The 25,034-nt window shown below is 62.9% G+C and carries 27 protein-coding genes; 13 read left to right on the forward strand and 14 right to left on the reverse strand.

Annotation, left to right across the window (positions count from 1 at the left end; translation table 11 throughout):
* The first annotated feature begins 76 nt into the window (after positions 1-76).
* The 7 genes from livH (at position 77) to nhaA (ending at position 7,665) form a co-directional block, all read left to right on the forward strand.
* Positions 77-1,000: a high-affinity branched-chain amino acid ABC transporter permease LivH gene (gene livH / locus E8E68_RS14030; RefSeq protein WP_008097482.1), complete on the forward strand. Its 924-nt coding sequence runs from the start codon at positions 77-79 to the stop codon at positions 998-1,000.
* Entirely contained in the window at positions 997-2,253 is a 1,257-nt protein-coding gene (locus E8E68_RS14035; protein WP_110742860.1) for a high-affinity branched-chain amino acid ABC transporter permease LivM, read from the forward strand. Before livH ends, E8E68_RS14035 begins: the two co-directional genes overlap by 4 nt.
* Positions 2,250-3,017, forward strand: coding sequence for a high-affinity branched-chain amino acid ABC transporter ATP-binding protein LivG (gene livG / locus E8E68_RS14040; protein ID WP_110742859.1), 768 nt, complete (start codon positions 2,250-2,252; stop codon positions 3,015-3,017). The genes E8E68_RS14035 and livG overlap by 4 nt, the downstream gene beginning before the upstream one ends.
* Complete coding sequence (locus tag E8E68_RS14045; RefSeq protein ID WP_003254879.1) at positions 3,018-3,719, forward strand: ABC transporter ATP-binding protein; 702 nt, start codon at positions 3,018-3,020, stop codon at positions 3,717-3,719.
* Between the two features lie 88 nt (positions 3,720-3,807).
* Positions 3,808-4,482 carry a hypothetical protein gene (locus E8E68_RS14050; protein ID WP_280342302.1) on the forward strand — a complete coding sequence of 225 codons (675 nt, stop codon included), beginning with the start codon at positions 3,808-3,810 and terminating at the stop codon, positions 4,480-4,482.
* Positions 4,483-4,585: 103 nt separating this feature from the next.
* The gene (locus tag E8E68_RS14055; protein WP_110742855.1) at positions 4,586-6,193 is read left to right on the forward strand and encodes an NAD(P)/FAD-dependent oxidoreductase; all 1,608 of its coding nucleotides are present in this window, start codon (positions 4,586-4,588) and stop codon (positions 6,191-6,193) included.
* A 278-nt stretch (positions 6,194-6,471) separates the two neighbouring features.
* Positions 6,472-7,665 (forward strand): Na+/H+ antiporter NhaA, encoded by a 1,194-nt coding sequence (gene nhaA / locus E8E68_RS14060; RefSeq protein ID WP_280342307.1) that lies wholly within the window; start codon positions 6,472-6,474, stop codon positions 7,663-7,665.
* A gap of 66 nt (positions 7,666-7,731) precedes the next feature.
* Here the strand turns inward: nhaA and E8E68_RS14065 are convergent, their stop codons facing one another.
* Entirely contained in the window at positions 7,732-8,196 is a 465-nt protein-coding gene (locus tag E8E68_RS14065) for a glycine zipper 2TM domain-containing protein (protein ID WP_009684613.1), read from the reverse strand.
* Between the two features lie 148 nt (positions 8,197-8,344).
* On the opposite strand from E8E68_RS14065, the gene E8E68_RS14070 reads away from it, so the two are divergent.
* Positions 8,345-8,578 carry a hypothetical protein gene (locus E8E68_RS14070; RefSeq protein WP_110742852.1) on the forward strand — a complete coding sequence of 78 codons (234 nt, stop codon included), beginning with the start codon at positions 8,345-8,347 and terminating at the stop codon, positions 8,576-8,578.
* 39 nt (positions 8,579-8,617) lie between these two features.
* Here E8E68_RS14070 and pdxH read toward each other — a convergent pair whose 3' ends face one another.
* From pdxH to dinG, 5 genes are all read right to left on the reverse strand, one after another.
* Positions 8,618-9,265 (reverse strand): pyridoxamine 5'-phosphate oxidase, encoded by a 648-nt coding sequence (gene pdxH, locus E8E68_RS14075; protein ID WP_280342311.1) that lies wholly within the window; start codon positions 9,263-9,265, stop codon positions 8,618-8,620.
* A gap of 18 nt (positions 9,266-9,283) precedes the next feature.
* Positions 9,284-10,273, reverse strand: a complete 990-nt coding sequence (locus E8E68_RS14080) for an OmpA family protein (protein ID WP_266028743.1) — start codon at positions 10,271-10,273, stop codon at positions 9,284-9,286.
* A 99-nt stretch (positions 10,274-10,372) separates the two neighbouring features.
* The gene (locus E8E68_RS14085; RefSeq protein WP_266028744.1) at positions 10,373-11,518 is read right to left on the reverse strand and encodes a serine hydrolase domain-containing protein; all 1,146 of its coding nucleotides are present in this window, start codon (positions 11,516-11,518) and stop codon (positions 10,373-10,375) included.
* Between the two features lie 195 nt (positions 11,519-11,713).
* Positions 11,714-13,948 (reverse strand): beta-galactosidase, encoded by a 2,235-nt coding sequence (locus tag E8E68_RS14090; RefSeq protein WP_266028745.1) that lies wholly within the window; start codon positions 13,946-13,948, stop codon positions 11,714-11,716.
* A gap of 80 nt (positions 13,949-14,028) precedes the next feature.
* Positions 14,029-16,173 (reverse strand): ATP-dependent DNA helicase DinG, encoded by a 2,145-nt coding sequence (gene dinG, locus E8E68_RS14095; RefSeq protein WP_266028746.1) that lies wholly within the window; start codon positions 16,171-16,173, stop codon positions 14,029-14,031.
* Between the two features lie 98 nt (positions 16,174-16,271).
* On the opposite strand from dinG, the gene E8E68_RS14100 reads away from it, so the two are divergent.
* Positions 16,272-16,736, forward strand: a complete 465-nt coding sequence (locus E8E68_RS14100; protein WP_280342316.1) for a CopD family protein — start codon at positions 16,272-16,274, stop codon at positions 16,734-16,736.
* A gap of 28 nt (positions 16,737-16,764) precedes the next feature.
* Here E8E68_RS14100 and E8E68_RS14105 read toward each other — a convergent pair whose 3' ends face one another.
* From E8E68_RS14105 to E8E68_RS14120, 4 genes are all read right to left on the reverse strand, one after another.
* On the reverse strand, positions 16,765-17,523 hold the full coding sequence (locus E8E68_RS14105; RefSeq protein WP_280342319.1) for a collagen-like protein: 759 nt from the start codon (positions 17,521-17,523) through the stop codon (positions 16,765-16,767).
* Positions 17,516-17,791, reverse strand: a complete 276-nt coding sequence (locus E8E68_RS14110) for a DUF1145 domain-containing protein (RefSeq protein ID WP_266028749.1) — start codon at positions 17,789-17,791, stop codon at positions 17,516-17,518. The genes E8E68_RS14105 and E8E68_RS14110 overlap by 8 nt, the downstream gene beginning before the upstream one ends.
* Before the next feature lie 96 nt (positions 17,792-17,887).
* The gene (locus E8E68_RS14115) at positions 17,888-18,607 is read right to left on the reverse strand and encodes an OmpA family protein (protein WP_266028750.1); all 720 of its coding nucleotides are present in this window, start codon (positions 18,605-18,607) and stop codon (positions 17,888-17,890) included.
* A gap of 89 nt (positions 18,608-18,696) precedes the next feature.
* Positions 18,697-19,392 (reverse strand): OmpA family protein, encoded by a 696-nt coding sequence (locus tag E8E68_RS14120; protein WP_266028751.1) that lies wholly within the window; start codon positions 19,390-19,392, stop codon positions 18,697-18,699.
* 158 nt (positions 19,393-19,550) lie between these two features.
* On the opposite strand from E8E68_RS14120, the gene E8E68_RS14125 reads away from it, so the two are divergent.
* The 4 genes from E8E68_RS14125 to E8E68_RS14140 are packed head-to-tail and all read left to right on the forward strand — an operon-like array spanning position 19,551 to position 21,208.
* The gene (locus E8E68_RS14125) at positions 19,551-20,045 is read left to right on the forward strand and encodes a DUF6231 family protein (RefSeq protein WP_280342324.1); all 495 of its coding nucleotides are present in this window, start codon (positions 19,551-19,553) and stop codon (positions 20,043-20,045) included.
* Positions 20,046-20,047: 2 nt separating this feature from the next.
* Positions 20,048-20,524 carry a YchJ family protein gene (locus E8E68_RS14130; protein ID WP_110742831.1) on the forward strand — a complete coding sequence of 159 codons (477 nt, stop codon included), beginning with the start codon at positions 20,048-20,050 and terminating at the stop codon, positions 20,522-20,524.
* A gap of 2 nt (positions 20,525-20,526) precedes the next feature.
* On the forward strand, positions 20,527-21,003 hold the full coding sequence (locus tag E8E68_RS14135; RefSeq protein WP_280342328.1) for an LEA type 2 family protein: 477 nt from the start codon (positions 20,527-20,529) through the stop codon (positions 21,001-21,003).
* Positions 21,004-21,010: 7 nt separating this feature from the next.
* Complete coding sequence (locus E8E68_RS14140) at positions 21,011-21,208, forward strand: SEC-C metal-binding domain-containing protein (protein ID WP_009684590.1); 198 nt, start codon at positions 21,011-21,013, stop codon at positions 21,206-21,208.
* Between the two features lie 168 nt (positions 21,209-21,376).
* Here the strand turns inward: E8E68_RS14140 and E8E68_RS14145 are convergent, their stop codons facing one another.
* Genes E8E68_RS14145 through E8E68_RS14160 form a run of 4 tightly spaced genes read right to left on the reverse strand, consistent with a single transcriptional unit; the run spans position 21,377 to position 24,973 of the window.
* Entirely contained in the window at positions 21,377-22,279 is a 903-nt protein-coding gene (locus E8E68_RS14145; RefSeq protein WP_266028752.1) for a pyridoxal-phosphate dependent enzyme, read from the reverse strand.
* Complete coding sequence (locus E8E68_RS14150) at positions 22,276-23,487, reverse strand: MFS transporter (protein ID WP_266028753.1); 1,212 nt, start codon at positions 23,485-23,487, stop codon at positions 22,276-22,278. The genes E8E68_RS14145 and E8E68_RS14150 overlap by 4 nt, the downstream gene beginning before the upstream one ends.
* Positions 23,484-24,272, reverse strand: coding sequence for an alanyl-tRNA editing protein (locus E8E68_RS14155; RefSeq protein WP_266028754.1), 789 nt, complete (start codon positions 24,270-24,272; stop codon positions 23,484-23,486). The genes E8E68_RS14150 and E8E68_RS14155 overlap by 4 nt, the downstream gene beginning before the upstream one ends.
* Entirely contained in the window at positions 24,269-24,973 is a 705-nt protein-coding gene (locus tag E8E68_RS14160; RefSeq protein ID WP_280342333.1) for a serine O-acetyltransferase, read from the reverse strand. The genes E8E68_RS14155 and E8E68_RS14160 overlap by 4 nt, the downstream gene beginning before the upstream one ends.
* Positions 24,974-25,034 lie beyond the last annotated feature (61 nt).

Below are 25,034 nucleotides of genomic sequence, written 5' to 3' on the forward strand. Positions count from 1 at the left end.
CTTAAAACCGTCACCCGCGGTTTCCTGGCCTTACCCCCGCCAGCGAAATGCAAATCAGGTTTTTAGGAGCGCTGTAATGCCTGAGATCTACCATTTCTTCCAACAACTGGTTAATGGATTGACCATCGGCAGCACCTATGCCTTGATCGCCATCGGCTACACGATGGTGTACGGCATCATTGGCATGATCAACTTCGCCCACGGCGAGGTGTACATGATCGGTTCCTACGTGGCCTTCATCGCCCTGGCGGGCCTGGCCATGATGGGTATCCATTCGTTGCCGATCCTGATGACCGTCGCCTTCGTCGCGACGATCTTCGTCACCAGCGCCTATGGCTACAGCATCGAACGGGTTGCCTACCGCCCCCTGCGCAACAGCAACCGTCTGATCCCGCTGATTTCCGCCATCGGCATGTCGATTTTCCTGCAGAACACGGTCTTGCTCTCGCAGGACTCCAAGGACAAGTCCATCCCCAACCTGATACCCGGCAGCTTCTCGTTCGGGCCAGGCGGTGCTGAAGAAGTACTGATCAGCTACATGCAGATCCTGGTGTTCGTGGTCACCCTGGTCGCCATGACCCTGCTCACCCTGTTCATCTCCCGCTCCCGCCTGGGCCGCGCCTGCCGCGCCTGCGCCGAGGACATCAAGATGGCCAACCTGCTGGGCATCAACACCAACAACATCATCGCCCTCACCTTCGTCATCGGTGCCGCCCTGGCCGCCGTAGCGGCCGTGCTGCTGAGCATGCAGTACGGGGTGATCAACCCCAACGCCGGTTTCCTGGTGGGCCTGAAGGCCTTCACCGCGGCGGTACTGGGCGGCATCGGCAGCATCCCGGGCGCCATGCTCGGCGGGCTGGTGCTGGGCGTGGCCGAAGCGTTCGGCGCCGATATCTTCGGCGACCAGTACAAGGACGTGGTGGCATTCGGCTTGTTGGTTCTTGTCCTGCTGTTCCGGCCGACCGGCATCCTCGGCCGCCCGGAGGTTGAAAAAGTATGAACAGAAATCTCAAACAGGCGTTCTTCAGCGCCTTGCTGGTATGGGCCGTGGCCTTCCCGGTGCTGGGCCTGAAACTGAGCATCGACGGCATCAGCCTGGTCGTGCACAGCCAGGGCTCCTTCACCATCAGCATCATCGCCGTGTGTTCGGTGCTGATGTTCCTGCGCGTACTGTTCGACAAGCAGTGGAGCGCGGTGATGGGCCGCCGTTCGGATCGCAAACTGATCCCGCCGGCTGTCAGCAACTACCTGACCCTGCCGAAAACCCAGCGCTATGTGATCATGGGGCTGATCGTCGCGGCCCTGGTATGGCCGTTCTTCGGTTCGCGCGGCGCGGTCGACATTGCCACGCTGATCCTGATCTACGTGTTGCTGGGCCTGGGCCTGAACATCGTGGTCGGCCTGGCAGGCCTGCTCGATCTCGGTTACGTCGGTTTCTACGCCGTCGGCGCCTACAGCTACGCCATGCTCTCGCACTACCTGGGCTGGAGCTTCTGGGTGTGCCTGCCGATCGCCGGCCTGATGGCTGCCACCTTCGGTTTCCTCCTCGGCTTCCCGGTGCTGCGCCTGCGTGGTGATTACCTGGCGATCGTGACCCTCGGCTTCGGCGAGATCATCCGCCTGTTCCTGCGTAACCTCACCGACTGGACCGGTGGCCCGAACGGCATCAGCAACATCCCCAAGCCGGAGTTCTTTGGCCTCACCTTCGAACGTCGTGCCGCAGAGGGCATGCAGACCTTCCACGAGTTCTTCGGGCTGGAGTACAACTCGATCAACAAGGTCATCTTCCTTTACCTGGTGGCCCTGCTGCTGGCGCTGCTGGCGCTGTTCGTGATCAACCGCCTGCTGCGCATGCCGATCGGCCGTGCCTGGGAAGCACTGCGTGAAGACGAGATCGCCTGCCGTGCACTGGGCCTGAACCCGACCGTGATCAAGCTCTCGGCGTTCACCCTGGGTGCCTGCTTCGCCGGTTTCGCCGGCAGCTTCTTCGCCGCGCGCCAGGGCCTGGTCACACCGGAGTCGTTTACCTTCATCGAGTCGGCGATCATCCTCGCCATCGTCGTGCTCGGCGGCATGGGCTCACAACTGGGCGTGATCCTCGCGGCCATCGTGATGATCCTGCTGCCCGAGCTGATGCGTGAGTTCAGCGAATACCGGATGCTGATGTTCGGTGCGCTGATGGTGTTGATGATGATCTGGCGTCCGCAAGGCTTGCTGCCTATGCAACGTCCACACATGGAGCTGCATCGATGAGCCGTGAAATTCTGCAAGTCAGCGGCCTGAGCATGCGCTTCGGCGGCTTGTTGGCGGTCAACGGCGTGGCCCTGACCGTCAAGGAAAAACAGGTGGTGGCATTGATCGGCCCGAACGGCGCCGGCAAGACCACCGTGTTCAACTGCCTGACCGGCTTCTACAAGCCCAGCGGCGGCACCATCCTGCTCGATGGCCAGCCGATTCAGGGCCTGGCCGGCCACCAGATCGCCCGCAAGGGCGTGGTGCGGACCTTCCAGAACGTGCGCCTGTTCAAGGAAATGACCGCACTGGAAAACCTGCTGATCGCCCAGCACCGCCACCTCAACACCAACTTCTTCGCCGGCCTGTTCAAGACCCCGGGCTTCCGCCGCAGTGAGAAGGAGGCCATGGAACGCGCGCAGTACTGGCTGGAGAAGGTCAACCTGACCGAATTCGCCAACCGTACCGCCGGCACCCTCGCCTACGGGCAGCAACGCCGCCTGGAAATCGCCCGCTGCATGATGACCCAGCCACGCATCATCATGCTCGATGAACCGGCGGCTGGCCTGAACCCGAAGGAAACCGAAGACCTCAAGGCTCTGATCGCCTACCTGCGTGAGTCGCACAACGTCACCGTGCTGCTGATCGAGCACGACATGAAGCTGGTGATGAGCATCTCCGACCATATCGTGGTGATCAACCAGGGTACCCCCCTGGCCCACGGCACGCCGGAAGAGATCCGCGACAACCCTGACGTGATCAAAGCCTACCTGGGGGAAGCGTAAATGCTGAAGTTTGAAAACGTTTCCACTTTCTACGGCAAGATCCAGGCGCTGCACAGCGTCAACGTAGAGATCAACCAGGGCGAGATCGTCACCCTGATCGGCGCCAACGGTGCCGGCAAGTCGACCTTGCTGATGACCCTGTGCGGTTCGCCGCAGGCGCATAGCGGCAGCATCAAGTACCTGGGTGAAGAACTGGTTGGCCAGCCGTCATCGCACATCATGCGCAAGAGCATCGCGGTAGTGCCGGAAGGCCGTCGCGTGTTCGCTCGCCTGACCGTCGAGGAAAACCTGGCCATGGGCGGTTTCTTCACCGACAAGGGCGACTATCAGGAGCAACTGGACAAGGTCCTGCAACTGTTCCCGCGCCTGAAAGAGCGTTACATCCAGCGCGGCGGGACCATGTCCGGTGGTGAGCAGCAGATGCTGGCCATCGGCCGAGCGCTGATGAGCAAGCCCAAGCTGCTGCTGCTCGATGAGCCTTCGCTGGGCCTGGCACCGATCATCATCCAGCAGATCTTCGATATCATCGAACAGCTACGCCGCGATGGTGTGACAGTGTTCCTGGTGGAGCAGAACGCCAACCAGGCGCTGAAAATCGCCGACCGGGCGTATGTGCTGGAGAACGGCCGGGTAGTGATGCAGGGTACCGGTGAGGCACTGCTGACCGACCCGAAGGTGCGCGATGCCTACCTGGGGGGTTGAATGAAAAAGGGCCTTCGGGCCCTTTTTTCTGCCCGCAGGACGTGTATCGTGGCCAGCTCTTTGGCAAAGATTTCCCGGAGCCCGCCCCATGCGCCTCACCCCTACCCTGCTGCTCAGTGCCATGCTGCCCCTGTTCGCTGGCTGCCAGTTACTGGCCGAGCAGCCCCGTGACCCGAACATCGGCACCACGCGCATGCAGGGCGAACTGAGCGCCAACGGCGGCCGCCTGTTGTTCAAGCCCTGCGGCGAAGCACGCCGCTTCGTGATCAACGACGTCGCCGGCACCGGCATCCTGCAGGAGTCCGCCAACCTGGCCAAGGACGCCAACGCCAAGTTGTTCGCCGACGTGCGCGGTCGCCTCACTGGCGCCAAGCAGGCCGACAACGACGGCCTGCTGGAGGTCAGCCGCCTGTACCGCCTGGAGCCCTCCACCCGTGCTTGCGACGATCCCAACTTCAAGCAGCTGACCCTGCGCGCCAATGGCCATGAACCGGACTGGGACATCAAGGCCAGCGGCAAGGGCATGGTGCTCAACCGCATCGGCAAAGACCCGCTGCCCTTGCCATTCCTCGAAGAAGAAGTGCCCGGCGGCGGCCTGACCCTGACCAGCGAAGCCAACGGCCAGCACGTGGAACTGTGGGTGGCCCCGCAACGCTGCGTCGACAGCGCCACCGGCGCCGTCCACCACCTGCGCGCCGAACTGCGCATCGACGGTCAGACCCTGCGAGGCTGCGGTTACTACGGTGGCGCGCGCGACAACTGATCGCCGGGCGCTTTTATCCTGCCAGTCGGGGCGGCTAACAGCTTATACTTGGCGGTTTGAGTAAAGCCGCCGGCCGCCCATGGCCGGGATACTGGACCCTGCCATGCTACGAATCACCGAACTGAAGCTGCCCCTGGACCATCCCGACGAAGCGTTGCGCGAAGCCATTGTCCAGCGCCTGGGCATCCGCGACGAGCAACTGCTCAGCTTCAACCTGTTCAAGCGCAGCTACGATGCGCGCAAGAAGAACAGCGAACTGCTGTTCATCTACACCATCGACCTGGAAGCCAGCAACGAAGCCGAACTGCTCGACAAGTTCGCCGACGATCGCAACATCGGTCCCGCCCCGGACGTTACCTACAAGTTCGTTGGCCAGGCCCCGGCCGACCTGCAGGAGCGCCCGATCGTGGTCGGTTTCGGCCCGTGCGGCATCTTTGCCGGCCTGCTGCTGGCACAAATGGGCTTCAAGCCGATCATCCTCGAACGCGGCAAGGAAGTGCGCCAGCGCACCAAGGACACCTGGGGCCTGTGGCGCAAAAGCGTGCTCAACCCTGAGTCCAACGTGCAGTTCGGTGAAGGCGGCGCCGGCACCTTCTCCGACGGCAAGCTCTACAGCCAGATCAAAGACCCGCAACACCACGGCCGCAAGGTGCTGGAAGAATTCGTCAAGGCCGGTGCGCCGGACGAAATCCTCTACATCAACAAGCCGCACATCGGTACCTTCCGCCTTACCGGCATGGTCGAGCAAATGCGCCAGGACATGATCGCCCTGGGTGCAGAAGTGCGCTTTCAGGAGAAGGTCACCGACCTGCTGATCGACAATGGCCAACTGACGGGTGTGGTCCTGGAAAGTGGCGAGCAACTGCATTCACGTCATGTCGTCCTGGCCCTGGGCCATAGTGCCCGCGACACCTTCCGCATGCTGCACGCCAAGGGCGTGTACATGGAAGCCAAGCCGTTTTCGGTAGGCTTCCGTATCGAACACCCGCAAACGCTGATCGACAAGGCACGCCTGGGCAAGTACGCCGGCCACCCGAAACTCGGTGCTGCCGATTACAAGCTGGTGTATCACGCCAAGAACGGCCGCTCGGTGTACAGCTTCTGCATGTGCCCAGGTGGCACCGTGGTCGCGGCCACCAGCGAGCCGGGCCGGGTGGTTACCAACGGCATGAGCCAGTACTCGCGTAACGAGCGCAATGCCAACTCCGGCATCGTCGTCGGCATCGACCCCGAACGCGACTACCCGGGCGGCCCACTGGCCGGTATCGAGCTGCAGGAGCGTCTGGAAGCCCATGCCTACGTGATGGGTGGCAGCAACTACCAGGCCCCGGCGCAACTGGTAGGCGACTTTGTCGCCGGCCGGCCATCGACCGCATTGGGCAGTGTCGAGCCGTCCTACAAGCCGGGCGTGACTTTGGGTGACCTGGCGCCGAGCTTGCCGGACTTTGCCATCGAGGCGATCCGCGAGGCGTTGCCGGCGTTCGATCGGCAGATCAAGGGTTACAACCTGCATGACGCGGTGTTGACCGGGATCGAGACGCGTACCTCGTCGCCATTGCGGATTACCCGCGCAGAGGATTACCAGAGCCTGAACGTCAAGGGGCTGTTCCCGGCGGGTGAAGGGGCCGGTTATGCCGGCGGGATCCTGTCGGCAGGTGTCGATGGCATTCGTATTGCCGAGGCGGTGGCACGGGATATGCTCGGGCTCTGACAGTTTCATAGACAGACAGGCATTCTTCGCGGGTACACCCGCTCATGCACGTGACAGTGATCTCACTGCAGGAGCGGTTTGCCCGCGAAAGGGCCCTGGCAGGCATCAGAAAAACCCACCCCAGACTCCAGACTTCCCCTCCCCCTTCCTTCCCTGAATCCATCTAGGCTTGCTCCAGGCCTGTCTGCAACAACATATAACGAAAACGAATATAGTTTTTGTTTTAAAGCATATCCCTACAGGCTAGGGTGTACGCCCGTACCATTCTTAAACTGCTCATGGAGAGCCAACAGCCCGTGCGTAGCCTGTTCACCCGTTTCTTCCAGCTTGAAGCCGCCAGCGGGCTGCTACTGATAGCCGCCGCCGTGCTGGCACTGGTCATCAACAATTCGCCACTGTCCTACCTGTACAGTGGCTTGCTCGACGTGCCCGTCGCGGTCCAGGTCGGCGCGCTGAACATCGCCAAGCCATTGCTGCTGTGGATCAACGACGGCCTGATGGCCCTGTTCTTCCTGCTGATCGGCCTGGAGGTCAAGCGCGAGGTAGTCGATGGCCACCTGTCCAAACCGTCGCAGATCGTGCTACCTGCCACGGCCGCCGTCGGCGGCATGGTAGTACCCGCGCTGATCTACTGGTTCATCAACCGTCACGACCCTGCCGCCGTTGCCGGATGGGCAATCCCTACCGCTACCGACATCGCCTTCGCCCTAGGTGTATTGGCCTTGCTGGGCAAGCGCGTGCCGGTATCGCTGAAGCTGTTCCTGATGACCTTGGCGATCATCGACGATCTGGGGGCGATCATAGTCATCGCGCTGTTCTACTCCGGCACCTTGTCCAGCCTCTCGCTGCTGTTGGCCGCAGCCTGCCTGGTGGTGCTGGTGGCGATGAACCGCCTTGGCGTGGTCAAGCTTGGGCCCTACATGGTGGTTGGTCTGATCCTGTGGGTCTGCGTGCTCAAGAGCGGCGTGCATGCCACCCTGGCCGGTGTCGCCCTGGCCCTGTGCATCCCGCTGCGAACGCGCAACGCCGAAACTTCACCACTACTGGCCCTTGAACATGCCCTGCAACCCTGGGTGGCCTACGCCATCCTGCCGCTGTTCGCCTTCGCCAATGCCGGCGTTTCGCTGGCGGGCATGAGCGTGCAGAGCTTTACCCACCCCGTGCCGCTGGGTATCACAGCTGGCCTGTTGCTGGGCAAGACGGTGGGTGTATTCGGCCTTACCTGGCTGGCAGTCAAACTGCGCCTGGCCGCACTGCCTGCAGGGGCCAGCTGGGGGCAGTTGCTCGGGGTGGCGATACTCTGTGGCATCGGCTTTACCATGAGCCTGTTCGTGGGTTCGCTCGCCTTCGTACCGGGTAGCAGCGACTACGCGGGCATGGACCGCATGGGCATCCTGACCGGCTCGTTCTTCGCCGCTGTTATCGGCTATGCCGTCACCGCCATGGCCAGCCGCAGGTCTACCGCAGGTTAAGCGCGAGGCATTAAAAAACCCCGACTGGCAGCCGCCATGTCGGGGTTTTGTTTTACGGCATGACGGTCAGTGCGAGACGCGGCTGGTACCGTCGACAGTCATGATGCGCACACGGTCACCAACTCGGAAGATTTCGTTTTCCTGCACCGCCTGCACATAGGCACGCATGCTGCCGTCGTCTTCACGTACGGTGATCTCCACACCCTGGGTGCGGGTCAAGCCTTCCTCGGCAGCGGAACCGGCCAGGCCACCGGCCACCGCACCGATCACTGCAGCGACGATGCTGCCGCGGCCACCCCCCACCGCGCTGCCGGCCACACCACCGACGATCGCGCCAGCACCACCGCCGATCGGGGTCTTGGTACCCTCGATCTTGACCGGACGCAGCGATTCGATGGTGCCCATGCGTACGGTTTGCACGCGGCGGGCTTCATCACGGGAGTAGCTGTCACCGGTCAGGCTCGAGGCACAGCCTCCCAGCAGCAGCGACATGGTGGTAAAGGTCGCCACCAGCAAAGCGGATTTACGCATGGGTAAAGTCTCCATAAGTCAGGTGCTCATTAGACGCTGCACGTTGACGGCTGTCACGGTACAAACGTAATAAAATTGTTTTCATTCAGCCGGGGTACAGCCTGCATGGCTGTGTCCAAGGGCCTTTAATGTGAGACCAAGGATAGCCATGGATTACTTCATCGTCGTGGTCGCCACCGTTGCAGGGTTGTATTTCCACGGGTGGCTGTATGTGCGCATGCGCCGATGGATGGACCGTGACCAGGCGTTGTCGCTGGCGGGGGCGGATCCGCAGAAGCGGGTCTACATGCTGCAGAAGCTGGAGCAGGCGCGGGTCGAGAGGGTAAAGCGCAAGGAACTGGCGGGGTGGTTGGAGCGGGAGGCGGCGGGCTATCCGGGGTAAGCGTGAACATTGCAGGGGCCGCAAAGCGGCCCCAAAACCTCAGGGCGCCAGCCGCTCGCGCAGCCATTGCCCATCCACCAACCGGTAGTTCAGACGGTCATGCAGGCGGCTAGCCCGCCCCTGCCAGAACTCGATACGCTCAGGCAGCAAACGGTAACCACCCCAATGCTCCGGGCAATGCGGCTGAGTATCCGAGAAACGCGCTTCGGTTGCCTTGACCAAGCCCTCCAACTCTTCACGCCCGGCAATGACCCGGCTCTGCGGCGAAGCCCAAGCCCCCAGGCGGCTGCCCAAGGGGCGCACCTGGTAGTAATCATCTGACTCCTTGGCCGAAACCTTTGCCACCCGCCCTTCGATCCGAACCTGGCGCTCCAGCGCCGGCCAGAAGAAGGTCATGGCGGCAAACGGGTTGGCCTGCATTTGCTGGCCTTTGGCGCTTTCGTAGTTGGTGAAGAAGGTGAAACCCTGCTCATCGAGCCCCTTCAGCAGCAATACACGGCAATGTGGGCGGCCTTCGCCGTCCACAGTAGCCAGGGTCATGGCATTGGCTTCCACAGGTGCCTGCTCGGTTTTCACCGCATCGGCAAACCACTGGTGAAACAGTGCGAAGGGCTCCCCCGGGGCCTGGGCTTCAGCCAGGCCATCACGGGTGTAGTCGCGGCGCATATCGGCCAGGGATTGGGTCATTGCTGCGTTCCTTGACGATCAGTTGGTCTTCGCAGGGCTGTTGGCAGCTACTTTTTTATCAGTGGTAGCTTTTTTCGCGGCTGGCTTGGCGGCTGGCTTGGCCGGCGCGGCTTTTTTCTTGGCTACAGTCTTGGCAGGGGCCTTGGCCTTGGCGACCGGCTTTTTAGCTGCCGGCTTGGCCGCCGCCTTGCTGTCGGTGGCCTTGGTGGCTGGTGCCTTGGCATCCTGGACTGCCACCATCGAGGCCGGGACAGGTGCCGGGGCGGCCTGCTGGTACTTGGCCAACAGTGCGACCATGGTGTTTTGCGGGGTCAGCAGCATTTCCACACGGCGGTTCAGTGCGCGGCCCTCGGCGCTGTCGTTGGCGGCGCGCGGCATCACCGAGCCCATGCCCTTGAGAGTGAGGCGGTCACGCTGCAGGCCGCTGAGACGGAAGATGGCCGATACCGAAGCGGCGCGCTCCAGGCTGAGCTTCTGGTTGGCAGCGGCGGCACCACTGGTGTCGGCATGGCCGAGTACCAGCACGGCTGTCTTGGGGTCACCTTCAACCGTCTTGGCCACCCGAGTGATCGGGCCAAGGGTCATTGGCAGCAGCATGTTCGGGCGGTCCGGGTTGTATGAGCTGTCCACCGGGAGGGTAACGGCCAGCACGTTGTCGCGGCGCTCCAGTTCCAGCTTGCTGTCCTTGATCGCTTCACGCAGCTTGGGCTCGTACTCGTCCAGCCAGGCCTGAGTGGCCTTCTGGTCGATTTTCGGTACCACAGGGCCCTTGGCCTGCGCTTCGTCACCACCGAACGGCCACCACCAGCGGCTGGCGCTTTCGGATTTGGCATCGGCCTTGGTCACTTTTTCAGTGACGGCTGCCTTCACTTCCTGCTCGGCTACCTTGTCCGAACCGAAAGGCCACCAGCTGGAGCCACCTTCCTTGGAGCCGTCCGGGGCGTGGCTGGCGCAGCCGGTAACGGCGGTCAGGCACAGGGCGAGTGCTAAGGTTTTATGTGAAGACATCAGCGATACACCATGAAATAGAAAGATATTTTGCCTAGGCACTTCAGGCGTTGGCATTGAGGATAGTCAAAGGGGTGGGCCAATACCCGCATTACCCGATCAAAGGCAACTGCCGAGCACGCGTACCAGCTTCTGCGCGCGAGGGTCCATGAGTACATATGGGCCGAGGGTATTGACCACGAAACCGAATGCCACATCGTGCTCCGGGTCGGCAAAACCGACAGAACCTCCGGCACCTGGGTGGCCGAAAGCACGGGCGCCGAGACCAAAGGTAGCGTTGGCCACGTCAGGCTGGTCGAGCATGCAGCCCAGGCCGAAACGGGTCTGGGTGAGCAAGGTGCGATCCTGGCCGAGGCTATGCTCGCGGGTCAACTCGTCGAGCAGTTCGGATTCAAGCAAGCTGCCGTCCAGCAACCCGGCATAGAAACCCGCCAGGCTGCGCGCGTTGCCATGGCCGTTGGCCGCTGGCTGCTGCATGCGCCGCCATTCCGGCTTGTTGGTGCTGGTCAGGATCGCCGGCGGGTTGGTAAAGGCACGTGTCGAGAGGGCTTCGGGCTCGCGCATGGTCACTTGCAGCAAGCGCTGCGCCGCCGCGTCCCCGGGGTTGCCCTTGCCACGGGCGATATGGGCCACGCGGTCGAATTCCTCATCGGCCAAGCCAACATGAAAATCCAGCCCCAGCGGCCGAGCGGTACGGGCCACGATCGAGTCACCTGGGCCACGGCCATCGGCACGCCGGATCAGCTCGCCGATCAGCCAGCCGTAAGTGATGGCGGCATAGCCGTGCTCCGTGCCTGGCGTCCACCATGGGGTCTCGGCCGCCAGGGTATCGACCATGGTCTGCCAGTCATACAGGGCTTCGGCCGGCAGCAACTCACGGATGGCCGGCAAACCGGCACGGTGGCTGAGCAACTGGCGCAGGGTAACCGACTGTTTACCGGCCTGGGCAAACTCGGGCCAATAGTTGGCCACCGGAGCATCGAGGGCCAGCTTGCCTTCGCCGACCAACTGCAGGGCAGTAACGGCAGTGAAGGTCTTGGTGCAGGAGAACAGGTTGGCGATGGTGTCGCTGTGCCAGGCCTGCTGGCCGTCCTTGTCGGCGCTGCCGGCCCAGAGGTCGACGACGGTTTCGCCACCCACCTGGATGCACAGCGCGGCACCACGCTCCTGGGGATCATCGAACAACGCGGCAAAGGCCTCGCGCACGGCTTCGAACTTCAGCTCATAGTGACCCTGGATCTGCACCCGCTGCTCTCCGTACGACCATATTCAAAAAGGTGTGCATTGTTTCAGTAGTTTGGCGTTTTGCAAACTGCCTTGGGCTGGGTGGTCGCGATGAAAGGTCCCCAAGCTGGACGTGCTGTTTGCCAGAACCCCACAACCCTGAGCAATTTCTGTGGGGAGCAAAAGCGCCCGCTCCCCACAGCACTTGTGCATCAGTCAGGGAGCCGGTTTTTCCAGTTCGGTACGCAACTGAGCCATGGCCTGCAGGTTGCTCTTGCGCACAGCATCGACAAAACCCGGATACGGCATATCGGTGATCGCTACCAGCCCCAGATGGCCGTTCTCACCGTCGAGCAACCGGCCGCTGGCCGGCTGGTCGAGGTACTGGAACCAATGCGCGCCGACGATCATCGGCTGCGCCAGGGCCGCTTTGAGGAAGTTACCGTACGCCGGGCCACGGTCTTCCTCCCGAACCAGCTCCAGCGGGCCCGGCCAGAACGGTCCGCGGTCGCGCGAGCCGAACTGGAACTCCGACACCAGCACGGGTTTGTCCAGCTCGGCCAGGCGGGCAAAGTCGTAGCCGTCCTGTGGCTTGAGGGTATAAAAGTTGAAACTGAGCACATCACAGAACTCGGCACAGGCCTTGACCGCTTCGGGCGTGCTGACGGCATAGCGGCCACCCAGCAGCAGGTGGTTGGGTGCATGCCAATTCAACGCATCGGCAATGGTCTTGAAGTAGGTTTCGGCAAAGACCTGCTGGAAGTGCTGATAATCGCGCTCGATTTCGGGGTGCTCAGGGTTGGGCAATGGCGCCTCGAAGCCCGGGTCTTCCATCAGTTCCCAAGCCGTCAGTTCAATGCCCCAGGCCTTGGACAAGCCTTCCTGGTTACGGTACTTGTCACGCAACTGCTTGAGGAAGGCGCGCTTGGCCGGCACGTCGGTGGTCAGCCGCAAGGTGCCATAGGCCAAGCCATAGCGTGCCTTGGGGTCGCTGCCAGGCGCAGCCCAGGCCAGCTCGTTGTCGGCGAAGTAGCCGATCAGCCAGGGGTCGTCACGGTGATCACGGGCAGCAATCGCCACGGCGCGCTCGGTGGCCATGGCAAAACGTGGGTCGAACGGGTCGGGCATGCTGCCCCACCAGTCCATGCCGGTGCTGATGCTGGCGTAGTCACCGACGATCGACAGCGGCAGGGTATATGGCATGCGCCGGGCCTGACCCAAGGCAGGCTCGCTCCAGTTGCCGATGGTGTTGAAGCCCCAGGCCTGCAGCCGGTCGAGTGCATGGGCCTGCCAGCGGGCCGCGTCCAGCACCAGCGGTGGGCAACTGGCCGGCTGCCCTTCGGTGGCGGGAGGGCAGGGTTTGCCGTGGGTGCGCTGCAGGTTGGCGGCATAGAAGTCGAACCAGCGACCCTTCTTGAAATTGCGCCCTTTCGACGAGGCATTGCCATCGTCGTTGTTGCCTTCGCCGTAGAACGCCGACAGGGCATCTGCCTCGCCCGGCAGGGCCTTGAACATACCTTCACGCCCGGCGACGTAGGTCCGCCCGCCGTCTGCCGCTACGGCGTTCACCCCCAGGGAATAAAATGGGTGCCCTTCCGGAGTCACCAGGTACCAGCGGCCGTCACGCTTTTCCGTACGGAAGAAGCCCTTGGCCGCGAAAGCCGGCCCGGCCACCAGGCCGCCGTAAGCGTCCAGTTGCTGCTTGCCGCGCTCTGCCAGCCAGCCCTTGAGCTGTTGCTGTTCACGTGCACCCGCGGCCTTGAGCTGCTCGTCAGCCGCCACCTTTTCCGGCCAGTTGCCGCGGGTGGACTGGCCATAGGCATCGATCAACCCTTGATAGGCCGCCTGGTACGCCTGGTCGTCATCCTGGATGCCGACGCGCTCGATCAGCAGGCTCTGCGCCACCTTGGGGTTGGGAATACTGAGACTCACTGAAGCCACCTGCTTGAGGTCGACCGCGCCGGCGCTGCTGCTCAGCAGCAGGCGCTGACCACCGTGGTTCCACGGCATCGGTGGGCCGGCGCGCATGCCCTGGCTCAGCGGCGAGTTGGCGGTCAGCGGCACCATCACGGTTTGCGCGGGCCCAGCAGGCAGGTCGATACGGCTGGTCAGGGTGCGGCCGTCACTACCTTGCACCGTCACATCCACAGTCAACGCCCAGTCCATGGCACTTTGCAGGCGCAAGGTCAGGAACTGCCCGGTGGACCAGTCCCATACCCCGCCTTGGGGGCTCAGGCGCAGGGTGGGCCGCTGGGCCGGATTGAACACCACGCGGCGCAACACCTCGCCCTCGGCCGTTTGCTCCGCGTTGTACTGCGGCATGCCGGCATCCTCGGTCGCCACATTGACCACCGAGGCCGGGCGCACGAAGCTGAACAGCGTCTGCTGCCCGGCCAGCAAGGGCGAGCTGAACAACAGGGCGAAAACGGCAGGCAGGGTACGGCGGACCATAAGGCTGAGGCTCTCCTTCAGGGCCGTCATGGCCCCAAGACTGAGTAATGGACAACACGCCGGAGCAAGTGCTCCGGCGGTCAGGAAATCTCCCGCCGGAACGGCGGCAGCGCATTGAGGATAGCCTTGCCGTAGCGCTGGGTGACCAGACGCCGGTCCAGCAAGGTGATAATGCCGCGATCCTGTTCGGTACGCAGCAGGCGGCCACAGGCCTGAATCAGCTTGAGCGAGGCGTCGGGTACGGCAATTTCCATGAACGGGTTACCGCCGCGGGCCTCGATCCACTCCGACAATGCCGCCTCGACCGGGTCGTCGGGCACGGAGAAAGGAATCTTGGCGATGACCACGTGCTCGCAGTACGCTCCCGGCAAATCGACCCCTTCGGCAAAGCTGGCCAGGCCGAACAACACGCTGTGCTGGCCGTCGTCGACCCGCGCCTTGTGCTTGTTCAGGGTTTCCTGCTTGGACAGGTTGCCCTGGATCAGTACCAGTTTGCGCCAGTCACGGTCCAGGCCATCGAACACATCCTGCATCTGCTTGCGCGAGGAGAACAACACCAGCGCGCCACGGGCGCCTTCGACGATGTTCGGCAGCTCGCGGATGATCGCCGCGGTGTGCGCCGCGGCGTCGCGCGGGTCGGCCTGCAGGTCGGGGACCCGCAACAGGCCGGCATCGCCATGCACGAACGGGCTGGGCACCACACAAGTGACAGCATCGCGTGGCAACCCCGAACGCATGCGAAAACGGTCGAACTTGCCCAGCGCGGTCAGTGTCGCCGAGGTCACCAGCGCGCCATGGGCCACACTCCACAGGCTGCGGCGAAGCATTTCGGCGGCGAGAATAGGGCTGGCGTTGACTTCGATGTCAAACAGCGCACCACTCTCGGCCAAGGTCAGCCAGCGCGCCATCGGTGGGCTGTCTTCCGGGTCTTCGGCGGTAAAGGCCGTCCACAGTTCCCAGTTGCCCTGGGCGCGCGTGACCAGGCTGCCGAACAGCGGGTACCACTCCTCGGCCTGGTGGCTGGCGATACCGATGTTGACCTCACCGTCCATACCTTCTTTCAGCAGGTCGGCGAGGCGGGTAAACAGGTCGTTGAGGCGGGCAAAGCCCTTTTTCAGCTCGATGCCCACTTCGCGGATCTGTTCCGGCACCACGCCACCCTCAAAGCGGTAACGCGGGCGCTCGCGGCCTTCGGTGTCCTCGCTGGGGCGGAAGTCGGCCACCTGTTCGCACAGGGTGAACATGAACTGCTGCTGGGTGCGCACTTCGCGCGCCAGCTCGGGTACCTGCTCGATGTACTTGCCCAGATCGCCAGGCAGTGGATGCTGGGCCAGCAGCTTGGTCAGGTTCTTGGCAGTCTGTTCCAGCCAGTCGGCGGTGGAGCGCAGGCGCGAGTAATGAGCGAAATGGCCAATGGCCTTGTCTGGCAGGTGGTGCCCTTCGTCGAACACATACATGGTGTCGCGCGGGTCGGGCAATACCGCCCCGCCGCCCAGGGCCAGGTCGGCCAGAACCATGTCGTGGTTGGTCACGATCACATCGACCTTGCCCATGCCTTCGCGAGCCTTGTAGAACACGCACTGCTGGAAGTTCGGGCAATGGCGGCCCGTGCACTGGCTGTGGTCGGTGGTCAGGCGCGCCCAGTCCTGGTCTTCCAGGGCTTCGGGCCAGCTGTCGCGATCACCGTCCCAGCGGTTGCCGGCAAGCTTCTCGATCATGCTGTTGAACAGCTTCTGGCTGCGCTCGTCGACTTCGATATGGAAGCCTTCTTCCTCGAACAGCTGGGCGGTGGCCGACTGGGCGTGGCCCTCCTGCAAGAGGATGTCGAGCTTGGACAGGCACAGATAGCGACCGCGGCCTTTGGCCAGGGCGAAGCTGAAGTTGAGGCCGCTGCTGCGCATCAAGTCGGGCAAGTCCTTGATGACGATCTGCTCCTGCAAGGCCACGGTTGCAGTGGCGATCACCAGGCGCTTGCCTGCCGCCTTGGCGGCAGGGATTGCAGCCAAGGCATACGCGACCGTCTTGCCGGTACCTGTGCCCGCCTCCACCGCGACCACGGCAGGTTCGCCGGCACGGCGGCCTTCATCGTCGCAGGCGATGTCGCCAAGTACCTTGGCCACTTCGGCGATCATCAGGCGCTGGCCATAGCGCGGCTTGAGGCTCTTGGCTTCGAGAAAACGCGTATAGGCGCCCTGGATGGTGGCTTTGAGTTCGTTGCTGATCATGGTCTGCAGGCGCCCGGAGGGCTGGATATATTTTCAGTGTTTCGCATGGGGCGGCTATCATACCCCGCTATTGCCCATTGTGCCGCATGGAGATCCTGATGCTCGCCTTCGCCCTCCCCTACACACTGCATGTCCTGGCCGCCCTGGTGTGGGTCGGCGGCATGTTCTTCGCCTGGCTGGTGCTACGCCCGGCAACGGTTGCAGCCCTCGAAGGGCCTGCCCGCCTGCGCTTGTGGGTGGAAGTTTTCCGACGCTTCTTCGTCTGGGTCTGGCTGGCAGTGGCGATTTTGGCGATAAGTGGTATCGGCATGTTGCACATGCGCTTCAGCGGTTTCGAGACGGCGCCGAAGTATGTGCACGTGATGATCGGTGGCGGGATCGCCATGTTTGCCTTGTTCATGCGTATTCAGGCGCTGCTGCTGCCGGAGTTGAAAGCCGCGGTGCTGGCCGAGGACTGGCCGACGGGCGCGGCGGTGCTGGGGCGGATTCGGCGGATGGTGGGCATCAACCTGCTGCTGGGCCTGGCCGTGGTTGTGGTGGCCAGTTCGCGACTGGTGCCTTGACAACGGTGGGAGCTGCCTCCCACAGGGTTCAGAGCCGCTGCAGGATCAACTCCCCTGCAGCCCCGGCCAGGCCAGGCTGCCCCGGCTGGCCTGGTCGGCCATTGGCGCCGGCATCAGTGCTGTACACCAGGCAACCCTTGCTCGCGCCACCTTTGCCGGCTTTGCCTGCTGCACCGGGCTTACCCGGAGCGCCGCCATCCAGGCGCACGACGATGCGCGCTTGCGGGAAGCCCTGCGGCAAGCTCAGGCGAATGCGCCCGCCCGGGGCACCATCGTGCCCGTTGCCGCCATCATCGCCATTGGCACCGCGGCTGGCCTGGCCCCACGTGCACCCACCGGCCTGGCCGTTGCCACCATCGAGCCCCACGTAACCCGGTGCCCCTGCGCCGCCGCGGGCATCGATCGCTAGCCGCTCGGCATCCACTTCCGCCAGCTTCAGGTCCAGGCTTCGACCCGAGCGGGCTGCCCGCTGATAGCTACCCGCCGCCCCGGTGGCGCTGAACTCGCTGCCCTCGCCCAGCCGCGCGCTGCGCGCCTCGATCAGCAGCGGGCTATCGGCGGGGGCCACGACAATTCGCGCATCGCGGCCCAGCTCCAGCTGGTCAATCTTCAACTCTGCAAGCGTCGCCGGCAGCATCAGGGTCGCCGCATCAGCGACATGCAACTGGGTCAAGTGCACACTGGCCGACTTGTCGGGCAGGCGCAGCATGGAGTTAGCGGCAACCTCCAGGTTTTCGGCCTGGGCCAGGGGGGTGGCCAACATGGCCAGCAATATCAGATTACGCATTGCGCGGCGCCTCCTGCGCACGGGGAATGGACATGACATGGAAGATACCCGTCAGCAGGATCTGCAAACGGTCGAACCAGCGGTGACTACGCCCGCGCAGGCTGCGATTGAAGAACAGTACCTCAAGCAGGTGCAGGCCCAGCAGGAAGATGCCGGCGGCATTGATCAGCAGATTGAAGGGCAACGGCTGTGGCATCAGCTGATTGAACAACACCACGCCCCAGAAAGCGACCGTCAGGACCTTGCCCAGGCCCAGGATGAACTTCATACCCCGCCCCTATGAATTGTCGTTATGTCGGGACGGCCCGCGCGCGAGCCGTGCGACCCACATTAACTGCAAGGCCAAGACCGGCGCCAGCACCGCTTAGTTGAGGTGCAGCTCCACCCGTCGGTTGCGTGTGCGGCCCTCTTCGGTTTCATTGTCCGTGACCGGTTCGCTTTCGCCGCGGCCCTGGCTGGTGACCTTGCCGGCCTCGAGACCCTGGCCGATCAGGTACTCGGCCACGCTGCTGGCGCGGCGTTCGGAAAGCGCCTGGTTGTAGCTGTCGGAACCGACGCTGTCGGTGTGGCCGATCACCCTGACCTTGGCCACTGTCGGTGAATTGAGTTTCGCCACCAGGTCCTGCAAACGCGCCTTGGCCGCTGGCGTCAGTTCGGCGGAGTCGAAGGCGAACATCACCGCGCCGTTGTCATCGAGGATGATCACTTCAGGCGAGGGTTCGGGAGCAGTGGCCGGCGGCGCTGCCGGGTATTCCTTCAACGGGCAACCCATGTGGTCGACCGGGGTGTTGCCAGGGGTGTCGGGGCAATGGTCGCGGCGATCGAAAATACCGTCGTCATCTTCATCACCGTCCTGGGCATAACAGATCAATCCGCCGGCGATCGCGCCCAAGGCACCGCCGCCAGCCGCCCACGTAGAGCTTTCGATAGCGCCCAGGCCGCCACCGACAAGGCCGCCCAACAGGCTGCAGATGGGCCAGGTCCTTTGGTTGAGCGGCGCGCTGCCATCACTGTGCGTGGCGCAGCCTGCAAGCAGGCTAACGGCCACCAGCAGCGGCAATGCCGCCTTCGACGTCACACTCATGCTGAATGCTCCTGTGTCATTGGCCACCAACGTCTGACCGGCATGCAGACGCGCCCGTGCCACTGCTCAAGGCACGGGCGCATACCGATTTACCGCTGGATCTTGATTTCGGTACGACGGTTCATGGCCCGCCCATCGGCCGTGGCATTGTCTGCCACTGGCTGGGTTTCACCGGCACCCACCACCGAAATGAAGCTGCTGCGCGGCACACCGCTCTCGACCAGGTAATCGGTCACCGAATGGGCACGGCGCTCGGACAGTTTCTGGTTGTAGCTGTCGGAGCCGACGCTGTCGGTATGGCCGCTGACGCTCAGCCGGGCGGATGGCGCTTCCTGTTTCAGGCGCGTGGCAATGGTATTGAGGCGTTCCTTGTCGCGGGCGGTCAGGCGCGCAGAGTCAAACTCGAAGTGCACATCGCGGATGACGATGACCTCTTCCTTCTGCACCACCACTTCTTCGACCACTGGCGCTGGCGGCTCGGGCGGGCAGCCATTGGCATCGACCTGCACCCCGCGCGGGGTGCCAGGGCACTTGTCACGGCTGTCCGGCACGCCGTCGCCATCCTCGTCGCCATCGCCATGGGCCCAGCAGTAGCCCGCTGCCAGGCCACCGCCCAGCAACGCACCCCAGCCCGCCCAGCTGGAACTTTCGATAGCGCCCAGGGCGGCGCCGCCGACACCCCCGACGGCAGCACATTTCGGCCAGTCGGTTTTTTGCAAACCTGCACAACCAGTCAACACACTGGTGAGCAGTACCAGGGGTAACGCTGTGCGTACTATGCTCATTTGATTGCTTCTCCTAGGGGAATCGGCATATGGCCGATCTCTGGGAGTAAAGACCGCGCATTCCAATGCTGCCAGCAATAAGCCACGACGCGGTCACATGCCTCTTTGCCCACACGCTGCGGCCAGCTAGTCTTGGACGACTTGAACGAGGACAGGCAATGACCGACGGTTTTTCCCAACGCACCCCGCAGCAAGCCCTGGCGGCGCTGCTCGAGCGCTTCACCCCGCAACGCCTGCTGCTGGTGGGCACGCGCTTCCCGGCACTGGATGCCTTCGCCCAGGCGCACCCTCAGGTGACCATCGCCACTACCGCCCCGGGCCCGCTGCCAGCCGACCTTGCTGCCCAGCGGTTCGACCTGGCGGTGCTGGTGGACTGCCTGGAGCACCTGCCCAAGCGTGCCGGCCTGGAACTGCTCGGTGGCATTCGCAACCTCAATGCCAGCCGGGTTGCCGTGTTGGCCGACCTGGCCGCCTGTGGCTGGCAGGACACCGACTTCTTCGCCCTGGCCCTGTCGGCCAGCGAGAAATTCAGGCGTGACCAGCAGGTCTTGAGCCTGTTCACCTATGATCTACATGACTACAAGCAGGTCCCGGACTGGCTCAATGCCCGGTTCTGGGCCAACCCTGAAAACTTCGGCAAGTACTGGTGGTGATGATGAGTGTCTCGGTCTGCCCGTGTGGCAGTGGCAACCTGCTCGACGCCTGCTGTGGGCATTACCATGCCGGCACCCCGGCGCCGGATGCCCAGGCGCTGATGCGTTCACGCTACAGTGCCTACGTACTGGGCCTGGTCGACTACTTGGTGGCCACCACGCTGCCCGCCCAGCAAGCCGACCTGGACCGCGTCGCCATGGCTGCCTGGAGTGCGCAGAGCACCTGGCTGGGCCTGGAGGTGGAAAGCGCGGAAGTACTCGGTGGCCAGCCGGAGCACGGTTTTGTCACCTTCACCGCACGCTGGCACGACCTGGACGGCGACCACCAGCACCGCGAGCGCTCGGCGTTCGTCCAGCACGCCGGGCGCTGGTACTTCATCGACCCCACGGTCGGGCTGAAGGCCGGGCGCAATGACCCCTGCCCCTGCGCCAGCGGGCAGAAGTTCAAGAAGTGCTGTGCCAGTTACGTGGCGAACTGATCATGACGGCCCGCGCCCGCCTGCTGCTACTCACTACGCTGATGGCATGCCTGGCCGGCTGTGCGAGCTGGGGCGGTGACGACTGGCGCGAACCTGAGGTACGCCTGGTCGAGGTCGAAACGGTCAAGGCCAGTTTGCTGCAGCAGGAGTTCGTGCTGCACCTGCAGGTCGACAACCCCAACGACAGCCGCCTGTTCATCCGCAGCCTGTCATATGCCGTACGGCTCAACGACCTGTTGCTGGTGCAGGACGAGACCAGCCTCTGGCGCAGCGTCGGCGGGCATGCCGGGCGCACCTTCAAGATCACCGCGCGAACCAACCTGTGGCAACACCTCAAGCCGCTGGCCAAGCTGCTCAGAAGCAAGCAACCGCTGCACTACACACTGCAGGGCGAACTGGCCACCGGGCTGCTCATCCACCGGGACCTGCACTTATCGCGCAGTGGTGAGATAATCCCCGGCGATCATATCCCGGAGTAACCCTGCAATGTCCCAACAACCCCACGTTCATGGCCCTGACTGCAACCACGACCATGACCATCATCACGACCACGGCCATGTCCACGGCCCGCACTGCAACCACGGTCACCAGGAACCGGTCCGCAACGCCCTGAAGGACGTCGGCCGTAACGACCCGTGCCCGTGCGGCAGCGAGAAAAAGTTCAAGAAGTGCCACGGGGCCTGATTAGCCGCCCATCGCAGTAGGCAACCAATCTGGCGCTGTACCTGTGGGGGCGGCTGTAGCCGCGATCACCGGCACAGCCGGTGCCATCTACCGTGCTGGATCCGTCGCGGGCAAGCCCGCTGCCACATGAACCGTGCAGGCTCCAGGCCGACCTGTACCTGCATGGAGCTACGCTGCGTTACGCCGGCTCGTCCCCAGCAGGTCCTGATACCACAGGCCAGCGTCATAGGCGATGGTCACCAGGGTAGTCTCGACATAGCGCGGATGCTGCGCCATGCGCTGGGCAACCGCCAGGCAGGCGGCGGCGGTATTGCCCACGAAAATGCCACTTTGCATGTAGAACCAGCGTTGCGCGGCCAGCATTTCGGCGTGCTGCACCTGGGCCCGCTCGTCCACCAGCGACCAGTCCATGAAAGGCGGGCAAACCCCCACCGCCATGCCCTCGAAGCGATGATCGGCGAACACACCCGCCCGCGAATCACAGCCGCTGGGGTCAACCAGCACCGTCGACACGTCAAAGCCATGATCCTTCAACCCCAGGGTAATACCGGTGAAACTGGCACCCGTACCTGCACAGCCGACAAACAAGATGTCCCGCCCCGCACCGGCATTGGTCAATTGCACGGCCAGTTCGCTGGCGGTCTGATACCGATGGGCTTCGACCCCCACAGGGTTGTTGAACTGGTCGGTGTAGAAGTATGACTTGCCCAGCGCGGCCTGGTTTTCCAGGTGGTGCATCACCACGTCCTTGGGTGTTGCACCGGCCAGGAGCATTTCCTTGCCAATCAACCGGGCACCGAAGCACTCCAGCAAGTCACGCTTGGTCTGGCTGAAACTCAGCCCAACGGCTAGTTCGACCGCAACCTGATACTTGTGGCAAGCCGCCAGCAGGCCAAAGCCGAAACTGCCACCGGTCTTCTCGATGACGGTCGTCACCCCAGGGATGATGTCGCCATTGCAAACGGCATGCTCGATGATGCGCCGGGCCGCACGGTATTTGTGGCTGCCACCCGGGTTGTTCATTTCCAGCTTGGTATAGATGCGTTCACTGACGCTGATCAGCTCGCTCATTTGCGGCCACCTTCCATTGAAGCACGCAGGCAGGCCTTGTTCTGCAGCAGGCCGGCAGTGGCGATGAGCAGGCCGATGCACAAGACCATGCAAATGGCATTGGTACCGTCCCAGCCGACCGTACTCAGCAACAGCGAAGGGCTGAAGGCGCCGATGGTGGCGAAAATGGCGATGGCCAGGTCGTTCTTGCCCTGCATCTGCATCGCTGCCGGGCTATTCTGCAGCGACTGCGCCAGCAAGGCACCGCCCCCCACATACGTCAGGTTCCAGCCGAGCCCGAGAGCAACCAGCGCCAGGGTCATCATGGCGTAGCTGTGCGACCAGATGTTCAACGCCGAGCAACCGATCAACAGGGCCAGGCCTGCGCAGATTGTGGTCCTGATGCCTAGCCGCTGGATGATTGCACCGGTAAAGAACGACGGCGCAAACATGGCAATCACATGCCATTGGATCGCCAAACGCACGTCGGTAAAGTCCTGGTGCATGTGCTTCATGTGCATCGAGGCCTGGATCATCAGCAGGTTCATGATCCCGTAGCCCAGCGCAGCGACGGCCATTGCCACTAGAACGCTCGGGCTTGCCGGCTCGGCGCGGGCACTGGCCGATCTGACGGCGCTGTTGGCCGCATTGGCCGTGTGGGTATCGTTGGGCAGGCACAGGGCGATCAGCAGTGACAGCAGCGCCAAGCCGACAAACGCGGCGTAACACAACGAAAACAACGGATAGCCGCCCATGTCGCGCAGCCATTCGGTGAGCGTCGGCCCGACCACGGCAGCGATGACGCCGCCGGCCACGACCAGCGAAAGGGCCTTGGGTTTCAGGGCCTGGGCAAGGTTGTCTGTGGCTGCAAAGCGGTTGAAGTTGGCAAAAGCGATGTACACACCCAGCGCAGAATGGCTGAGTATCAAGGTTGCGAAGTGCTGGTGCTGCACCGCCAGAAAGCCGCTGACGCCTGACAGCGCCAGGGGAATCGCGCCGAGCATGAACGCTTTCTTGCGACCAATGCGGCTCATCAACCTGGAAACCGGATAGGTTGCCAGCATCAGGCACAGAAACTGGAAGCCGTAAGGCACCGTAGACCACGCGGCATCTGGCGCCAGCGCGGCACCGACGATGGCAGCCATGGTTACCGACATGACCGCCGTGGTCAGGTTGATCGACTGTGCGCTGAAATACAGGTAAGTGCGCCGCGGCAGGGTGCTGGTCATAGTGCATGCTCGTGATAGGTGGACAGGTCGATTTCGGCATCAGGGAACACGCAGATCAGCCGTTCCTTGCCTTTGCCCAGACGCTTGCGCCGAACGCTCAGCCGCCCGATGCGTCGAGGTGAATCCAGGTGCGTGCCACCGCACGGGATCTCGATGCCGTCGTAGGTCCACAAGCGGGCGTCCTCCAGCCCCTCGACCGCGTAGTGCTCGATGGGCGCGTTGCAGCCGATCAGTTCATTCGCCCGCCGTTCTATCTCGACCACGTCCTCTGCCGTGAAGGCGTCCTCGACCAAAAAGTCGAAGCGGGCCGTGTCCTCCTTGATATGGCAGCCGATGGTCCATTGCTTCAGTTCCTCCCGCAGCCCGACGGCAGCGGCATACAGAAAGTGGCTGGCACTGTGCGAAAGCGTTAGACGTTCGCGCCGTTCAACGTCGATGGTGACGCGGGCCGGCATGCCGACCGTGACCTCATCCAACACATGCAGGTCGTCAGGGTGCAAGCTGTGAATAATGATGCCGCCCAGCTTTCCGCCCTTGAAACCTTCCAGGCGAATGGGGCTGCCGTAGAGTTTTTTAACCCAGACAAATCGCACGGTACCCATGGGGAGTTCAATCGTGCCGAAGTCCGCCTCCTGGCCGCCACCTTCGGGATAAGCGACGGTACTTTGCAACTCGATGCCGTCACTGTGCACCCGGGTAACCTGCGTGTTGGCACCCGCCAGGTATTGATCCTTGTAATACAGTTTTTCGGTATTGCGCATAACTTCATAGTTCAGAGCGTTCATGATTCAAGTACCACCTGCAATGATGTTTTAACCTGCACCCGGGCAGCAGCAGGAACGTCTTTGGTCACAATGCAACCCGGCCCGATAAAGGCGCCATCACCGACATGGATTGCACCCAGTACACTGGCGAAAGCGCCGATCTGCACGCGGTTGCCAAGCGTCGGATGCCTCGCGTTCGACGGGTTGTCGCTGATACCGCGAGCACCCAGGGTGACGCCGCCGAGCACGTAGCAATCGTCACCAATGGTCGAGGTTTCGCCGATGACGGTGCCCATGCCGTGATCGATGATGAAGCGCGCGCCGATGCGGCTACGGAAGTGGATCTCAGCCCCAGAAAGCATTTTTCCGCGCCGTGAAATCATGGCGGCCAGGCATTGGCCGCCGGCGCCATATGAAGCTGCGCTGTTGCTGTAGACCCAGTGGGCAAGCCGGTAATGCAACACAGCGGAATAAGAGGTATAGGTTCTGGCAATGAAGATGAGGTCACGGCCGGCGGCCGGGTCCTTCATGGCAAATGCCAGCAGGTCGGCATGCGCCTGCTCGGTCACTTCATCAATAATCGCTGTGAGTTTCAGCGCTTCAAATTCTTCAATTGAACAGCACTCCAATAACGCAGAGGTCACAAGGTTTTTTACAACTTTGTATGACTCCAGTTCATCAGGCACAGGAAGCCTGGCAATGACGGCTGATTGCATGTCCATAGGGGGCAGGGCTCGATATCCAGTTGTCTGGTTTGAACAGACGTTAAATGTGCTGCCAAGG

Origin of the sequence: Pseudomonas sp. BN607, assembly GCF_029871175.1 — a bacterium.
Classification (GTDB): domain Bacteria; phylum Pseudomonadota; class Gammaproteobacteria; order Pseudomonadales; family Pseudomonadaceae; genus Aquipseudomonas.

Excerpts from the sequence above, each read along its gene's own strand:
- livH (WP_008097482.1), top strand. The coding sequence starts at position 77 with ATGCCTGAGATCTACCATTTCTTCCAACAACTGGTTAATGGATTGACC.
- E8E68_RS14035 (WP_110742860.1), top strand. The coding sequence starts at position 997 with ATGAACAGAAATCTCAAACAGGCGTTCTTCAGCGCCTTGCTGGTATGG.
- livG (WP_110742859.1), top strand. The coding sequence starts at position 2,250 with ATGAGCCGTGAAATTCTGCAAGTCAGCGGCCTGAGCATGCGCTTCGGC.
- E8E68_RS14045 (WP_003254879.1), top strand. The coding sequence starts at position 3,018 with ATGCTGAAGTTTGAAAACGTTTCCACTTTCTACGGCAAGATCCAGGCG.
- E8E68_RS14050 (WP_280342302.1), top strand. The coding sequence starts at position 3,808 with ATGCGCCTCACCCCTACCCTGCTGCTCAGTGCCATGCTGCCCCTGTTC.
- E8E68_RS14055 (WP_110742855.1), top strand. The coding sequence starts at position 4,586 with ATGCTACGAATCACCGAACTGAAGCTGCCCCTGGACCATCCCGACGAA.
- nhaA (WP_280342307.1), top strand. The coding sequence starts at position 6,472 with ATGGAGAGCCAACAGCCCGTGCGTAGCCTGTTCACCCGTTTCTTCCAG.
- E8E68_RS14065 (WP_009684613.1), bottom strand. The coding sequence starts at position 8,196 with ATGCGTAAATCCGCTTTGCTGGTGGCGACCTTTACCACCATGTCGCTG.
- E8E68_RS14070 (WP_110742852.1), top strand. The coding sequence starts at position 8,345 with ATGGATTACTTCATCGTCGTGGTCGCCACCGTTGCAGGGTTGTATTTC.
- pdxH (WP_280342311.1), bottom strand. The coding sequence starts at position 9,265 with ATGACCCAATCCCTGGCCGATATGCGCCGCGACTACACCCGTGATGGC.
- E8E68_RS14080 (WP_266028743.1), bottom strand. The coding sequence starts at position 10,273 with ATGTCTTCACATAAAACCTTAGCACTCGCCCTGTGCCTGACCGCCGTT.
- E8E68_RS14090 (WP_266028745.1), bottom strand. The coding sequence starts at position 13,948 with ATGGTCCGCCGTACCCTGCCTGCCGTTTTCGCCCTGTTGTTCAGCTCG.
- dinG (WP_266028746.1), bottom strand. The coding sequence starts at position 16,173 with ATGATCAGCAACGAACTCAAAGCCACCATCCAGGGCGCCTATACGCGT.
- E8E68_RS14100 (WP_280342316.1), top strand. The coding sequence starts at position 16,272 with ATGCTCGCCTTCGCCCTCCCCTACACACTGCATGTCCTGGCCGCCCTG.
- E8E68_RS14105 (WP_280342319.1), bottom strand. The coding sequence starts at position 17,523 with ATGCGTAATCTGATATTGCTGGCCATGTTGGCCACCCCCCTGGCCCAG.
- E8E68_RS14110 (WP_266028749.1), bottom strand. The coding sequence starts at position 17,791 with ATGAAGTTCATCCTGGGCCTGGGCAAGGTCCTGACGGTCGCTTTCTGG.
- E8E68_RS14115 (WP_266028750.1), bottom strand. The coding sequence starts at position 18,607 with ATGAGTGTGACGTCGAAGGCGGCATTGCCGCTGCTGGTGGCCGTTAGC.
- E8E68_RS14120 (WP_266028751.1), bottom strand. The coding sequence starts at position 19,392 with ATGAGCATAGTACGCACAGCGTTACCCCTGGTACTGCTCACCAGTGTG.
- E8E68_RS14125 (WP_280342324.1), top strand. The coding sequence starts at position 19,551 with ATGACCGACGGTTTTTCCCAACGCACCCCGCAGCAAGCCCTGGCGGCG.
- E8E68_RS14130 (WP_110742831.1), top strand. The coding sequence starts at position 20,048 with ATGAGTGTCTCGGTCTGCCCGTGTGGCAGTGGCAACCTGCTCGACGCC.
- E8E68_RS14135 (WP_280342328.1), top strand. The coding sequence starts at position 20,527 with ATGACGGCCCGCGCCCGCCTGCTGCTACTCACTACGCTGATGGCATGC.
- E8E68_RS14140 (WP_009684590.1), top strand. The coding sequence starts at position 21,011 with ATGTCCCAACAACCCCACGTTCATGGCCCTGACTGCAACCACGACCAT.
- E8E68_RS14145 (WP_266028752.1), bottom strand. The coding sequence starts at position 22,279 with ATGAGCGAGCTGATCAGCGTCAGTGAACGCATCTATACCAAGCTGGAA.
- E8E68_RS14150 (WP_266028753.1), bottom strand. The coding sequence starts at position 23,487 with ATGACCAGCACCCTGCCGCGGCGCACTTACCTGTATTTCAGCGCACAG.
- E8E68_RS14155 (WP_266028754.1), bottom strand. The coding sequence starts at position 24,272 with ATGAACGCTCTGAACTATGAAGTTATGCGCAATACCGAAAAACTGTAT.
- E8E68_RS14160 (WP_280342333.1), bottom strand. The coding sequence starts at position 24,973 with ATGGACATGCAATCAGCCGTCATTGCCAGGCTTCCTGTGCCTGATGAA.